14 protein-coding genes and 1 pseudogene are annotated in these 13,904 nt (G+C 38.3%); 13 read left to right on the top strand and 2 right to left on the bottom strand.

The window, feature by feature from the left end:
• Positions 1-20 precede the first annotated feature (20 nt).
• Positions 21-719 carry a DUF1826 domain-containing protein gene (locus IR010_RS01345; protein WP_194600901.1) on the top strand — a complete coding sequence of 233 codons (699 nt, stop codon included), beginning with the start codon at positions 21-23 and terminating at the stop codon, positions 717-719.
• Positions 720-749: 30 nt separating this feature from the next.
• On the opposite strand, the gene IR010_RS01340 is transcribed toward IR010_RS01345, so the two are convergent.
• Positions 750-1,037, bottom strand: a complete 288-nt coding sequence (locus IR010_RS01340; protein WP_194566278.1) for a hypothetical protein — start codon at positions 1,035-1,037, stop codon at positions 750-752.
• A 413-nt stretch (positions 1,038-1,450) separates the two neighbouring features.
• On the opposite strand from IR010_RS01340, the gene IR010_RS01335 reads away from it, so the two are divergent.
• The 3 genes and pseudogenes from IR010_RS01335 to IR010_RS01325 all read left to right on the top strand — a co-directional run bounded on the left by IR010_RS01335 (position 1,451) and on the right by IR010_RS01325 (position 4,022).
• Positions 1,451-1,930 carry a YybH family protein gene (locus IR010_RS01335; RefSeq protein ID WP_194566277.1) on the top strand — a complete coding sequence of 160 codons (480 nt, stop codon included), beginning with the start codon at positions 1,451-1,453 and terminating at the stop codon, positions 1,928-1,930.
• 331 nt (positions 1,931-2,261) lie between these two features.
• Positions 2,262-2,424: pseudogene (locus tag IR010_RS01330) on the top strand (thioredoxin-disulfide reductase); the annotation flags it as partial.
• A 95-nt stretch (positions 2,425-2,519) separates the two neighbouring features.
• The gene (locus IR010_RS01325; RefSeq protein WP_194600899.1) at positions 2,520-4,022 is read left to right on the top strand and encodes a family 43 glycosylhydrolase; all 1,503 of its coding nucleotides are present in this window, start codon (positions 2,520-2,522) and stop codon (positions 4,020-4,022) included.
• 91 nt (positions 4,023-4,113) lie between these two features.
• Here the strand turns inward: IR010_RS01325 and IR010_RS01320 are convergent, their stop codons facing one another.
• The gene (locus tag IR010_RS01320; RefSeq protein WP_194600896.1) at positions 4,114-5,010 is read right to left on the bottom strand and encodes a helix-turn-helix domain-containing protein; all 897 of its coding nucleotides are present in this window, start codon (positions 5,008-5,010) and stop codon (positions 4,114-4,116) included.
• A gap of 164 nt (positions 5,011-5,174) precedes the next feature.
• Here IR010_RS01320 and IR010_RS01315 point away from each other — a divergent pair, with 164 nt between their 5' ends.
• From IR010_RS01315 to IR010_RS01275, 9 genes are all read left to right on the top strand, one after another.
• Positions 5,175-6,026 (top strand): aldo/keto reductase, encoded by an 852-nt coding sequence (locus tag IR010_RS01315; RefSeq protein WP_194566273.1) that lies wholly within the window; start codon positions 5,175-5,177, stop codon positions 6,024-6,026.
• A 22-nt stretch (positions 6,027-6,048) separates the two neighbouring features.
• Positions 6,049-7,197, top strand: a complete 1,149-nt coding sequence (locus IR010_RS01310) for an aldo/keto reductase (RefSeq protein WP_194600893.1) — start codon at positions 6,049-6,051, stop codon at positions 7,195-7,197.
• 21 nt (positions 7,198-7,218) lie between these two features.
• The gene (locus IR010_RS01305; protein ID WP_194600890.1) at positions 7,219-8,202 is read left to right on the top strand and encodes an aldo/keto reductase; all 984 of its coding nucleotides are present in this window, start codon (positions 7,219-7,221) and stop codon (positions 8,200-8,202) included.
• Positions 8,203-8,238: 36 nt separating this feature from the next.
• Positions 8,239-9,834 (top strand): carboxylesterase/lipase family protein, encoded by a 1,596-nt coding sequence (locus IR010_RS01300; protein ID WP_194600886.1) that lies wholly within the window; start codon positions 8,239-8,241, stop codon positions 9,832-9,834.
• Positions 9,835-9,855: 21 nt separating this feature from the next.
• Complete coding sequence (locus IR010_RS01295) at positions 9,856-10,941, top strand: alpha/beta hydrolase (protein ID WP_194600883.1); 1,086 nt, start codon at positions 9,856-9,858, stop codon at positions 10,939-10,941.
• A gap of 19 nt (positions 10,942-10,960) precedes the next feature.
• The gene (locus tag IR010_RS01290) at positions 10,961-11,590 is read left to right on the top strand and encodes a flavodoxin family protein (protein ID WP_194600880.1); all 630 of its coding nucleotides are present in this window, start codon (positions 10,961-10,963) and stop codon (positions 11,588-11,590) included.
• 196 nt (positions 11,591-11,786) lie between these two features.
• Positions 11,787-12,320 (top strand): carboxymuconolactone decarboxylase family protein, encoded by a 534-nt coding sequence (locus IR010_RS01285; RefSeq protein ID WP_228515048.1) that lies wholly within the window; start codon positions 11,787-11,789, stop codon positions 12,318-12,320.
• A gap of 11 nt (positions 12,321-12,331) precedes the next feature.
• Positions 12,332-13,393, top strand: a complete 1,062-nt coding sequence (locus IR010_RS01280; RefSeq protein WP_194600877.1) for an alpha/beta hydrolase — start codon at positions 12,332-12,334, stop codon at positions 13,391-13,393.
• Positions 13,394-13,416: 23 nt separating this feature from the next.
• A complete protein-coding gene (locus IR010_RS01275; protein WP_194600874.1) occupies positions 13,417-13,902 on the top strand; it encodes a cupin domain-containing protein in 486 nt (161 codons plus the stop codon).
• Positions 13,903-13,904: the final 2 nt, after the last annotated feature.

Below are 13,904 nucleotides of genomic sequence, written 5' to 3'. Positions count from 1 at the left end.
CTAGCTTCTAATTTTATACTATGAACAACACATTTTCTGAAAACAGCCAAATTGGAATAGTATCTGCTTTCTCTGAACTTTTACATACCGATTTTAAAGGAGAAATGAATGCGCTATGCTGGTACAGAAATTTAGATGGCGATTTTAGTGAGATTGTTGCCCAATTGCGTTTAAAAGAAAACATAACAGAAGTTTATCCTGAAGATCTAACCGCACTCCAACTCTCAGAAAAGGGGAATACAGCAAGGGAAATAATCTTAAAGGATTTAAAATTACTAACTGATTTTGGAGCTTCACCTTCTCTTAATTTACTGAAGTGTTATGAACGTGACGAAGAATTTGATTTTATATCGACTGATGTATATTCTTTTCATGTTGATCGTTCGCCAATTGCAACAGATACTTTTTTATGTACCTATCACGGAGCCGCAAGTGATATTATTTCTAATTCGCAGGCAGAGCAAAAAATTCGGATTCCAGAAATTCGAACAAAGCTAAAAGAACTGCATGACGGACCAGAGGAAGAATTCGAAAACTTTTTAAAGGAAAATTATTTTGATTTGCACTATAAGGCACATCAAGATGCGGTACCTGTTAATTTAGGATTAGGACATCTTTGGCGACTGGCTGTAGATCATCCAAAACAAGAAGTGCAGCCCTGTATTCATAGAGCACCAAGAGAAAATGACGGGGAATATCGGTTGTTGCTTATTTGTTGAGGAAAATTTGCTTTGTAAATGAAGTTAATTTTAATTGCAAATGGCCCTATTGTTTACTAAAATCAAACCTTTTATACTTATTGTACTTTCATCAGAATTTGAATTTAAAAAGATATATCCTTCATTATTCAAAAGCATTAAAGCATCTAATACTCTTGCTTGTTTTTTCTTTTCATTAGATATACTGTCTTTTACCGGTGTATACATATTAAAAACAGGAGTTAAAAGACTTGTCAGTTCTTCTAAAGTACAACTCATGCCGTATCTGTCGGCAAGCATTTGCAGGATTTTTATAAGAAAGGTTGGGAATGTTTCCATGACAACAGCTTTTGCTTATATATACGAAAACAGACTCCAATTAGATTTTGTGGAAGCTTTAAATTATTATAAGAATTTGATTTCTTTAATATTGCTAATTGATCTCCTGCTACCGCCGATTTCTTTTGGAAAGCTCTTAATTTCTTCTGACTTCGCAACAACAGTCTTGACAACAGCTACTCGGATATGCGTAACTAGATTTTCTCTTTTTTTAAACCATTAAGATGAACTTTGCGGGCACGGATTATAAATCTGCGCGATCAGGTTTTTCAGCGTTTCCAGCTGTGGCTTAGCTTTTTATAGCGAAAAGGTATCGGCTTCACAGCTTTTTTTGTTAAATTTGAGACATCTCAAATTAGGTTTCTCATAGACTAACATTGCGAGATTTTAAATAACCTTTAATTAGCTTAATTATGAACAAGATTTTCACAATTCCTTCAATGACTTTATTTTTTATATTAACGCTACAAAGTGTTGTTGCTCAAGTTGACACAGCAAATGACAAAGATGCTATAAAACAACTTGTAACAAATTATGAAAACGCTTGGAATAGACATGATCCTAAAGGACTTGCAGATAATTACGATAATAATGCAACTTGGGTCAATTGGTTTGGCGCATATTATATTGGCAAAGAGGATATTCAGAATCATTATGAAATTGTTCATACAAGCTATTTCAAATCGTCACATTATTATACTCGTGCTGTAGAAGACATAATTTTTGTAAAACCTGATGTAGCCATTTCTCACATTCGTACTGGTCTTTCAGGCGATACACGTTTTCCTGGAAAAACGTTTGAATTTCGCAGAACAATCATTCTGACAAAAAAAGATGGCAAATGGCTTATTTTAGCCGGACAAAATGCAAAGCTTAATGACGGAATTGATTAATAGATAGAGCAAGATAAATTGTCAATACTGTTTTTACAGGTAGTAAAGTGAAACTTTTTCGTTCTGGGCATCGATAACTTTATCATTTGCCCCTGTTTTTCTATGATCACTGAATTTTTTTTGTGATAGCTATTTTTCGGCTTTTGAGGAGTAGATCGTATTTCTGCTTAATACAATGGGAGATTGAATAATAATTGATTAATCTCATTTTGAGCATATGAATTTAATAAACAGAAAAACGAATGATAATAATGATTATTTTTTTATTCTGTATATTCTGTTTCCGGTCTGGGAAGCGAAATCGCTACTCCTCTCTAATAGGCTTCTCGGAACCAGTTATATCATCAATATTCCAAGAATGTCAAGAACTAATGTTGAAGATGTTTTTGTAGCCGGAGATGCTGCAGATCACCTATACCGCCAGGCAATTACTGCTGCTGGAACATGCTCTATGGCCGCTTGATGCAGAATGTTATTTGGCTTCTAAAGATTAGTAAGATGAAAATCAATATTATCTAACGCTTTTTATCTAATGGTAAAAAAGACTATAAGTTATGTATATTTGTTTTTTCAAATATTATTAATCCAAATGAAAAAATCAATATTAGTATTGCTGGTGCTATTTTATGCAGGTAAAACAGCTGCGCAAAACCAACCGGAACCAATAGCAGGCAAATCAACCTATCAGAATCCAATCTTTGGAGGTGACTATCCTGACCCGAGTTTACTGCGCGAAGGCAAGGATTATTACATTGTACATTCTTCTTTTGATTATTATCCCGGACTTACCATCTGGCATTCGCAGGATTTAATTAATTGGGAGCCTCTCGCTAATGCACTACAGAAATATGTAGGTGATGTCTGGGCGCCAGATTTAATAAAATACAATAATAAATACTATATCTATTTTCCAGCCAACAAAACAAATTTTGTTGTCAGCGCAGACAATATAGCCGGCCCTTGGAGTGATCCTGTAGACCTGAAAATTGGCAATATTGACCCAGGCCACGTTACAGATGATAATGGGAACAGATACTTATATTTCAGTAATGGTGATTATATTGGTTTATCCAAAGATGGACTAAAGACTATCCGAGAAGTAAAACATACTTATGACGGCTGGGCAATACCGAGAGAATGGTCCATTGAGTGTTTTTGTATGGAAGGACCGAAACTATTTAAAAGAGGAGAATACTATTATTTAACTGTTGCAGAAGGCGGTACTGCAGGTCCTGCTACCAGTCATATGGTAATTTCAGCACGTTCTAAAACCCCTTTTGGACCTTGGGAAAATTCTCCATACAATCCGGTAGTTAGAACTAAAAGCAGTGATGAGCGCTGGTGGTCAAAAGGGCACAGCACCATTTTTGAAGATCATAACGGCAAGTGGTGGATGATTATGCACGCCTACGAAAAAAGCTTTTACAACTTAGGACGCCAGACGCTGCTGCAGCCGGTTGAATGGACTAAAGACGGATGGTACAAAATCCCTGATACAATTGAGACAGATAAACCTATTGCTAAACCAAATGGAATAGCCGTTGCACGATTCTCGCAAAGTGATGATTTTTCAGGAACAGCACTGAAACCGCAGTGGAAATTTTTTCAAGGGGTTGATAATTCCCGTTTTAAAGTTATAAATAAAAGTCTGGTCATTAAAGGCAAAGGAACCGGAGTAGGAAACAGTTCTCCTTTGGTCACCGTGCCATCGGGTCATTCTTATACTGCCGATGTTGAAATGGAAATTGAAGGTGATGCCACAGGAGGTTTAGTTCTTTTTTACAACAATAGTTATTTTTCAGGCATATTGGCTGATAAAGAAAATATATTGGCAAACCTGCGAGGATGGCAGTTTGTAACCGAGAAAAATGCACATAAAAGACATGTATACCTGCGATTAAAAAATATAAATAATAATGTAGATATGTTTTACAGCCTTGATGGCAAGAAATGGCTTAAAATTGAGAATTCAGCTGAGGTTTCTTCCTATAACCATAACGCACTGAGCGGCTTTTTAGGTTTAAGGATAGCGCTTTGTTCAATTGGAGAAGGAAGTGTAACTTTTAAAAATTTTAATTATACGCCGTTATAATTGGTAACGTCATAAAACACAAAAGGCAGTTCCTAATCGGGAACTGCCTTTTTTAATTAAAAAACTGTAATTATATAAATTCTTTATTTACTTAATTCATAATTCGATATTCATTAGGAGTGCTTCCAACATGCTGTTTGAAAAAACGAGTAAAGTGCTGCGGGTATTTAAATCCTAATTCATAAGCGACTTCATTAATGGTTTTTGTCGAATCGAATATCTTATTTTTAGCAGTATCTATTATTTTATTCTGAATGTATTCCTGGGCAGATTTCCCTGTTTCTTTTTTAATAAGGTCGCCAAAATAATTAGGAGATAAGTTTAGTTCGCCAGCATAATACGCTACAGAAGGCAGTCCTATAATATTAGGTTTATCTGATGAAAAATAACTGTTTAAGAGTTCTTCAAATTTTTCAACTATACCTTTATTTTCATTATCTCTTGTAATGAACTGACGGTCATAGAATCTTTCGCAGTAATTCAAAAAAAGCTCAATATTTGAGGCAATAAGCTTTTTGCTGTGCTTGTCAACAGACTGCTTTAATTCCGTTTCTATTTTAGCAAAACAGTCAAAAACAAGCTGTTTTTCTTTTTCTGATAAGTGCAAGGCTTCACTTGTATTGTAGCTGAAAAAGTTATAGTCACTAATACTTTTAGCAAGTGATGTACCGCGAATTAAATCCGGATGGAAAACCAATCCATGTCCTGTGGGCTGGTAATAATCTACCTTGTTTTCTACATCAATGGTCTGGCCGGGCGATACGAAAACTAAAGTTCCTTCCTGATAGTCATAATAATTACGGCCGTATTTCAAATCCCCGCATTTTACATCCTTCAAAAATATGCAGTACAATTCAAAGTTCATCCTTGAACCTGTTCTTGGTTTTGCTTTATTAAAATCAATTATACTAACTAAAGGATGTAATGTTTCATGATTATTAAAATCATTGTACTCATTAATAGTCTCGAAGTTAAATACCTGTCCCATGTTTTCATCGTTGTTTGTTACACAAATTTAACTATTTAAGTACAGTTTTAACAGCAGCACACTCTGAATCAGTAATCTTGGTAGGAGATTCCGTAATCCGTATACCAAAACCCATGTTTTTAGTTCGGAAATTTGTAATAATAGAATTATAAAATCGCGTTACAATGCAAACTATAAAATTAAACAACGGAGTTGAAATGCCCATATTAGGGTTTGGTGTTTTTCAAATGCAGGATCAGGCAGAATGTGAACAGGCTGTGGTTGATGCTATCGAAACAGGTTACAGACTAATTGATACTGCAGCGTCTTATATGAATGAACAAGCTGTTGGAAACGGAATTAAACGAAGCGGCATTGCAAGGGAAGAACTTTTTATTACAACAAAACTCTGGGTAAGTGATGCAGGTTATGAAAATACCTTAAAAGCTTTTCAGAAATCATTAGACCTTTTGCAATTGGATTATCTGGATCTATATCTTATCCATCAGCCATATGGCGATATCTACGGATCGTGGCGCGCCATGCAGGAATTATACCAAGCAGGAAAGGTAAAAGCTATTGGTGTTTCCAATTTTCATCCGGACAGAGTTATGGACTTAGTATCGAATACCGGCTTTACACCGGCAGTAAACCAGATTGAAACACATCCTTTTCATCAGCAGAATGAAGCGCAGCAATTTCTTCAGGACAATAATATTCAGATCGAATCCTGGGGGCCGTTTGCAGAAGGGAAGAATGACATCTTCACAAACGAACTTCTCACAGCAATTGCATCCAAGTATAATAAATCTACGGCGCAGGTTATCCTGAAATGGCTGACTCAAAGAGGAGTAGTGGCAATTCCGAAATCAGTTCGTAAAGAAAGAATGGCAGAAAACTTCAACATTTTTGATTTTGAATTAACAGCTGAGGATATGGCTTCGATCAAAACTTTAGATACCAACGCAAGCCTGTTTTTTGATCACAGAGATCCTAACATGGTAAAATGGCTGAGTGAGCGAACATTAAAAAGATAACTAACTAAAGAAAAATTTTAAAATGGATAGAAGATCAATATTAAAAACGGCGGGTTTGGCATTGGCAGGGAGTGCACTGCTTCCTTTTGCTTCTTTTGCAAATTCTGGAAGAAAGGATATCATTTTAGAAGAAGATAATCAGATTCCGCTAACAGCTCCTGGAAAGCGAAAACTGGGGAAACTCGAAGTTTCCAGCATTGGTATCGGTGTACAGAATATGAGCCGTAATTACCAGACCACAATTCCTTCCAGACCTGAAATGCACCGCATTATCCGATCAGCTTATGATAACGGCGTCACTTTTTTTGATGCTGCCGAAGCTTACGGACCTTTGGAAGTGGAGAGAATTTTAGGCGAAGGGGTTCAGTCTTTTCGTGATAAGATTACAATTGCTACAAAATTCGGCTGGAACATTGATCAGGAGACAGGAAAACGTTTACCGGGTTTAAACAGCCAGCCTGAACATATTAAAATAGTGGTGGAAGGAATGCTGAAACGCCTGCGAACAGACAGAATTGATTTATTGTATCAGCATCGTGTTGACCCTCAGGTTCCAATCGAGGATGTGGTCGGGGTAATACAAGATCTGATTAAGGAAGGTAAAGTACTGCATTATGGACTTTGCGAGCCGGGTCATCAAACCGTAAGACGTGCACACGCTGTTCATCCGGTTACAGCAATTCAAAATGAATATTCACTTTTATGGAGAGGTCCTGAAAAAGTGATTCTGCCGTTATGCGAAGAACTGGGAATTGGATTTGTGCCCTGGAGTCCGCTTGGTGTTGGTTTTCTCACAGGAGCCATTGACAGTAACACACGATTCGCACCGGGTGATATCCGCGGTATTGAATCCAGATTTTCGCCTGAAAACCTGCCTGCAAATATGGCTTTGGTTGAATTAATTCAAAAATGGAGCGCAGCGAAAAAAGCCGCACCAGCTCAAATTTCACTGTCATGGCTGCTGGCACAAAAGCCTTGGATAGTACCAATTCCGGGAACAACCCAGATGGCGCATATGCTGGAGAACACAGGAGCATCTCAAATAAAATTTACTGCAAACGAATTGCAGGAGTTTAATACGGCCTTAAATGCCATTAAAATTACGGGCGAAAGATTGCCTGCCGGGGTATTGGCTTTCTCTGATGTGGAAGCTCCCGAAAAAAAGAAATAATCTAATTTTAAGATAAAGATAATGGAAAAGAGAATATTAGGAAATAACGGACTTGAAGTATCAGCTCTTGGGCTCGGCTGTATGGGACTGAGTTTTGGTTACGGAAAAGCAACAGAAAAAAATCAAGCGATAGCTTTAATCAGGGCTGCTTTTGAAAATGGTGTTACTTTTTTTGATACAGCAGAATGCTACGGTCCTTTTATAAACGAAGAAATTGTGGGAGAAGCTTTAGAACCATTTCGTAAAAAAGTGGTCATTGCAACCAAATTTGGTTTTCAGGATGGCGACTCAACAAAAGGTCTGGACAGCAGTCCCGCAAGAATAAAAGCAGTTGTCGAAGCTTCACTTAAAAGGTTGAAGACAGATTATATTGATTTATTTTACCAGCACAGGGTTGATCCAAATGTGCCTATTGAAGAGGTTGCCGAGACTGTAAAGCAATTGATTAAAGAAGGAAAGGTAAAACACTTTGGACTTTCAGAAGCAGGGGAAGAAACCATTCGAAGAGCCCACATTGTACAGCCGGTTGCAGCGCTGCAGAGCGAATATTCCTTATTTTATCGTGAACCTGAAAAAGAAATTATTCCGGTTTTAGAAGAATTAGGAATTGGTTTTGTGCCTTTCAGTCCGCTTGGAAAAGGCTTTTTGACAGGAGCGATAAATGAAGATACAAAATTTGAATCGTCTGATTTTAGAAACATTGTTCCCAGATTTTCAGAAGAAAACAGAAAAGCCAATCAAACCTTAGTAGAGTTAGTAAAATCAATTGCTGCACAAAAAAATGCTGCACCATCACAGATTGCTTTGGCTTGGCTGCTAGCTCAAAAGCCTTGGATTGTGCCAATTCCGGGAACAACAAAACTGCATCGATTGGAAGAAAATATTGGAGGAGCAGCAATTCATTTAAGCAAAGAAGAATTAAACAATATAAATCTTGCTCTTAAAAACATAGAAATAGTTGGTGCACGTTATCCACAGCAATTGCAGGATAGGGTTGGGAAATAATTTTCCAGCTGTTCTTACTTTCAAATACATTTAGAAATGAAAAAAATAGTTATCGGGGTTTTCTTTTTAATAAGTGTCACAGTCTTACAGGCGCAACAGCAGATAGGAAAAAATAGTTTAGAAGTTACCACGGCTTCAGGAACTGTTCGAGGTATTGCAGAGGGAGATGTTTTGGTTTTCAAAGGTATTCCTTATGCGGCACCGCCAGTTGGTGCTAATCGCTGGCGCCCTCCACAGCCCGTAAAGCCATGGGAAGGCATCAGAGATGCCGCTAAAGACTGTGCAGACTGCCCGCAGGCCGGCTGGCCCAGAGGTTCGGGCATGTCGAAAACCTCAAGTGAAGACTGTTTGTTTTTAAATGTGTGGAAACCTTCTTATGGTGCATCTACATCGAAATTACCAGTAATGGTCTGGATTCATGGAGGTGCTTTTGTAGCAGGCAGCGGTTCGGGTTATTCGGGAACTGCGTTTGCGAAACAGGGTGTCATTCTTATAACAATCAATTACCGTCTGGGACGTTTAGGACATTTTGCATTTCCGGCATTAAGCCAGGAAAATCCAAGTGAATATAAAGGCAGTTATGCCTATATGGATCAGATTGCGGCATTGCAGTGGGTACAGAAAAATATTGCTTCATTTGGAGGAGACCCAAAGAACGTAACCATATTTGGAGAATCGGCAGGAGGGGTTTCAGTGCATTCTCTGCTGACTATTCCTTCAGCAAAAGGATTATTCCAAAAGGCGATTATTGAATCAGGTGGAGGACGCGACGGAGTGCTTACAGGAAGACCGATTGATAAAGAGAATGCGGATAAAAATTATCCCGTTTCTGCCGAAACCATAGGTATTAATTTTGCCAAAAGATATAATATTCAAGGAACGGATGCTGACGCGCTTACTAAATTAAGAGCACTCAGCGCTTTGGAAATTGTGGATGATGGTCAGGAAACAGCGGGACAAAGCGGACCACTTACTTATTCTGGACCTATTCTTGACGGGCGCTTTGTTACAGAGACAGCCGAGAGTTCTTATAAAGCAGGAAGACAGCATAACGTTTCCATAATTATAGGATCTAATAATGCTGAAGTTACAGCAGGATTTGTCAACGCACCTTCAAAAGAGGAATTGCTTTCCTTGTTTGGCAGTTTTAAAAATGAAGTGTCAAAAGCCTATGATCCTGATGGAAAAGGAGATTTCTCCAGAATCTTAACACTTGTCAATACAGATAAAGTCTGGGCAGAACCAGCCCGTTTTACAGCAAGGGAATTTACGTCTAAAAAGACAGCTGCTTATCTGTATCTGTTCTCCTATGTACCTGAATCAATGAAAGAAAGAATGAAGTTTGGTGCTTCCCACGCCTCAGAAATTCCTTTTGTATTTGATAATCTTGTTGACGGGTATGGTTTTAAAGCAGATGCAAAAGATCATGAAGTTGCCAAAACTATGAATGCCTATTGGATAAATTTCGCTAAAACAGACAATCCAAACGGTAAGGGATTACCTCAATGGCCGGTTTATGATACCAATAAAAATGAAGTTTTTGAATTCAAACAAGATGGATCGGCAGGAAATAGGAGCGATGAAAGGAAAATACGACTTGATGCGATAGAAAAGTCTGTTGAAAATAAATAGCACTAAACTAAAGAGAACAGGATGAAAAACAAAATAATAAGACAATGGAGTATTTTCTGTTTGTTATTGATAATAAGCAGTATCTCACTTACAGCGCAGAAAAAAGTAAAACAAAAGCCATTAATGATAGAAGAGCAGGGAAGCTTTGCTGTTGGGGGAACCATAATAGAAAACCCAGGAACTTTTGATCCATATAATATTACGCCGGCAGGACAGACTTTTCACGGAGATCATGCTTATGTTTTTTATCAAATTCCAGCCAATGCGCGCAAATACCCATTGGTCATGTGGCACGGCATAGGCCAGTTTTCCAAGACTTGGGAAACCACACCAGATGGGCGTGAAGGGTTTCAGAATATTTTTCTTCGCAGAAAATATCCTGTTTATCTGATCGATCAGCCCAGAAGAGGAAATGCGGGCAGGAGTACTTCGGAAGCTGCTATAAAACCAGTTCCGGATGAGCAGCAATGGTTTGGCGTTTTCCGCGTGGGAATCTGGCCAGACTATTTTGAGGGAGTACAGTTTGCCAGAGATAAAGAAACACTTAACCAGTACTTTCGATCGATGACTCCAAATTTAGGTACAATTGATTTGAATGTTACTACAGATGCGGCTGCTGCGCTGTTTACAAAAACAGGTCCTGCAATTCTTGTGACGCATTCTCATTCAGGCGGAATGGGCTGGATGACAGCAATTAAAAATCAGAATGTAAAAGCCATTGTATCTTATGAACCAGGAAGCGGATTTTTATTTCCTGAAGGAGAGTTTCCACCACCCATAGCTAGTTCTGCGGGAGCACTTGAAGCCTCGGGCATTCCCCTTAGTGATTTTATGAAGCTGACAAAAATTCCGATCATAATTTATTATGGAGATAATATTCCCGATAAACCATCTAAAAATTCAGGTGCCGATGGATGGCGTGCACGTTTGGAAATGGCGCGGCTATGGCGAGATGCCGTAAACAAAAAAGGCGGCGATGTAACGGTGGTGCATCTTCCTGAAATTGGAATTAAGGGCAATACGCACTTTCCATTTTCAGATTTAAATAATATCCAAATTGCAGATCTTATGTCTGACTGGTTAAAAGAAAAGGGATTGGATAAGTAATTAGAAAGAAAAACAAGAAATGAAAAAACTAACAGCAATCTGCTTTATGCTTACAACAGCTGCCTGCATGTTTTCAGGCTGCAGCAAAGCGCAGGAAGCATCTCAGGATAAGAAAGCGGTACAAACCGATAAAAAAATACTGATCGTGTATTTGACACGAACAAAAAATACCAAAGCAGTTGCCGAGATGATTCATAAGAATGTGGGAGGCACATTGACAGCACTGGAATTGCAGAATCCTTATCCAGAAGATTATAAAGCAATAGTGAGCCAGGTTGCCAAAGAAAACGAAACAGGATTTCTTCCTCCGCTTAAGACCAAGATAGACAATATTGAAAAATTTAATATTGTATTTGTAGGCTTTCCAACATGGGGAATGCAGCTGCCGCCGCCTATGAAAAGTTTTTTGAAGCAGTACAATCTAGAAGGGAAAACAGTTATCCCGTTCAATACCAATGCAGGTTATGGAATAGGGAGCACCTTTCAAACTGTAAAAGAGTTATGCCCTAAAAGTGCCATTTTAGAAGGTTTTTCTACAAAAGGCGGAATAGAAAGAGACGGAGTTTTATTTGTGATGGAAGGCAGCAAGGAAAAAGAAGTTCAGACTGAAGTTCAAAACTGGCTCAGAAAAATAAAAATGGTCAACTAAAATAAAAATAAAAAATGAAAGCACTTTTAAGATTGACATTATTGTTAACGGTATTAATTGCAGCGTCTATGAAAGCACAAACAACTTCAGGTCAGGATTTAAACTCTAAACAGCGTGCGATTATCAGTATATCGGCCCTAACAAAGGTGATTTAGTAAAACTAAAGAAGGAATTAAATCAGGGACTTGACGCAGGTTTGACCGTTAATCAGATTAAGGAAACACTGGTGCATTTATACGCCTACTGCGGATTTCCAAGAAGCATTCGCGGACTGCAGACTTTTATGGCTGTATTGGAAGAGCGTAAAGCAAAAGGAATAACCGATACAATTGGAGCAGAGGCATCACCCATAAAGGACGAAGGTTCAAAATATGATCGTGGTAAGGCAGTACTGGCAGAACTCACCAAGACATCGCAGGATGTACCAAAAACAGGCTATTCTGCCTTTGCACCGGAAATTGATGTTTTTTTGAAAGAACATCTTTTTGCAGATATTTTTGATCGTGATGTTTTAACTTATTCTGAAAGAGAATTGGTAACGGTTTCTGTAATAGCCAGCATAGGAGAGGCAGAACCTATGCTGCAATCACATTTGAATATCTGCCTGAATGTGGGTTTAACGCCAAAACAGCTCCAGGAATTTGTTGAAATTATCAAAACAACGATTGGCGGAAAGGAAGCTTCGGCTGCACAAAAAGTGTTAAACGAGGTATTAAAAGCCAAAAAATAAAAAATTAAAGCATGAAAAATGTATCGATTATAAAAGCACTAATAATAACCGTAATTACTATAAATATGGCACATGCACAAACTATTCAAAAAAGGTATGAGCAGAATCCATTTACCTTAGTGTATGATGGCGCGATAACTAAAAATGAAAAAGGCAAAGTAAATATTCATCCCGTAAAATATAAACTCAACGGAATTGATATTGCTGCAAATGTTTATACACCTGGAAATTATGATGCTTCAAAGAAATATCCTGCAGTTGTAATAGCACATCCTAATGGCGGTATCAAAGAGCAGACAGCAGGACTTTATGCGCAGCGTCTGGCTGAGCATGGGTACATAACCATTAGCGCTGACGCTGCCTATCAGGGAGCAAGTGGTGGAGAACCGCGTCATACTGATAAACCAGCAAGCCGTGTTGAAGATATTCACGGTATGGCTGATTTTATCACACAATATGCTGGAGTCGATGCCAATCGTCTGGGTGTTCTTGGAATTTGCGGAGGCGGCGGTTATACATTGAAAGCAGCACAATCGGACAAACGTTTTAAGGCAGTAGCAACATTGAGTATGTTCAATTCTGGTGAGGTAAGACGAAATGGTTTTCAAAATTCCCAATTGGCTACAATTCAGGAAAGATTGAAGAAAGCAACAGAAGCCCGCACCCAGGAAGCTGCAGGCGGCAAAATGATTTACGCAGGTGTGGCGAGTATTACCGATGAAGAAATCGCTAAAACATCAACTGATTTATATCGCGAAGGGTATGAGTACTACTATAGAACTTATGCGCATCCAAATTCAACTTTCCTTTATACTATGAGCAGTCTGCTGGACTTAATGACTTGGGATGCTGCAACGAACATGGATTTAATCAACCAGCCATTGCTGATGATGGCCGGCAGTAAGGCCGATACCAAGTATATGACCGATGAAGCTTTTCCCAAAGCAGTTAATGCAAAAACGAAGGAACTTTTTGTTATTGAGGGCGCTACTCACATCCAAACCTATTATAAACCAGAATATGTTTCGCAGGCTGTAACTAAGTTATTGGGGTTTTTTCAGGCCAATATTTGATATTTTAAATAAAATAAAACATTATGAAGCTAATAAATTTAACAAAAAGCACGGCGATAGCTTTTCTATTCTGTATTGCAATAGCTGTAGTTTCTTGTAAAGATGGAAAAGAACAGAAGGCAGATTCTGTTTTAATTTTTCCGAAAGGCGATAAAATCACAAATAAGAATTTTACAGGAGAAGTATGGTTGAATAATCTGGCGCAGGCTGACAGCATTAATCAGAATGCAATTGGAAGTGTAACTTTTGAGCCTGGAGCAAGAACCAAATGGCACAGTCATCCCGCAGGGCAGATTATACTCGCTCTTGACGGAGTTGGATATTACCAGGAAAGAGGAAAGCCAAAAATTATTGTCAATAAGGGAGATGTCATTAAATGTCCGACTGATATTCCGCATTGGCATGGTGCGAGCGCAGATAAGAAGTTTATTCAGGTTGCAATTACAGGACGAGAAAAAGGAGAAACGATTTGGCTGGAACAAGTTAGTGACACCGAGTATAGTAAATAAAA

This window comes from Flavobacterium sp. MR2016-29 (genome assembly GCF_015350695.1).
Classification (GTDB): domain Bacteria; phylum Bacteroidota; class Bacteroidia; order Flavobacteriales; family Flavobacteriaceae; genus Flavobacterium.
Note: the sequence above shows the minus strand (reverse complement) of the source record. Positions and strands in the feature narration are given on the sequence as shown.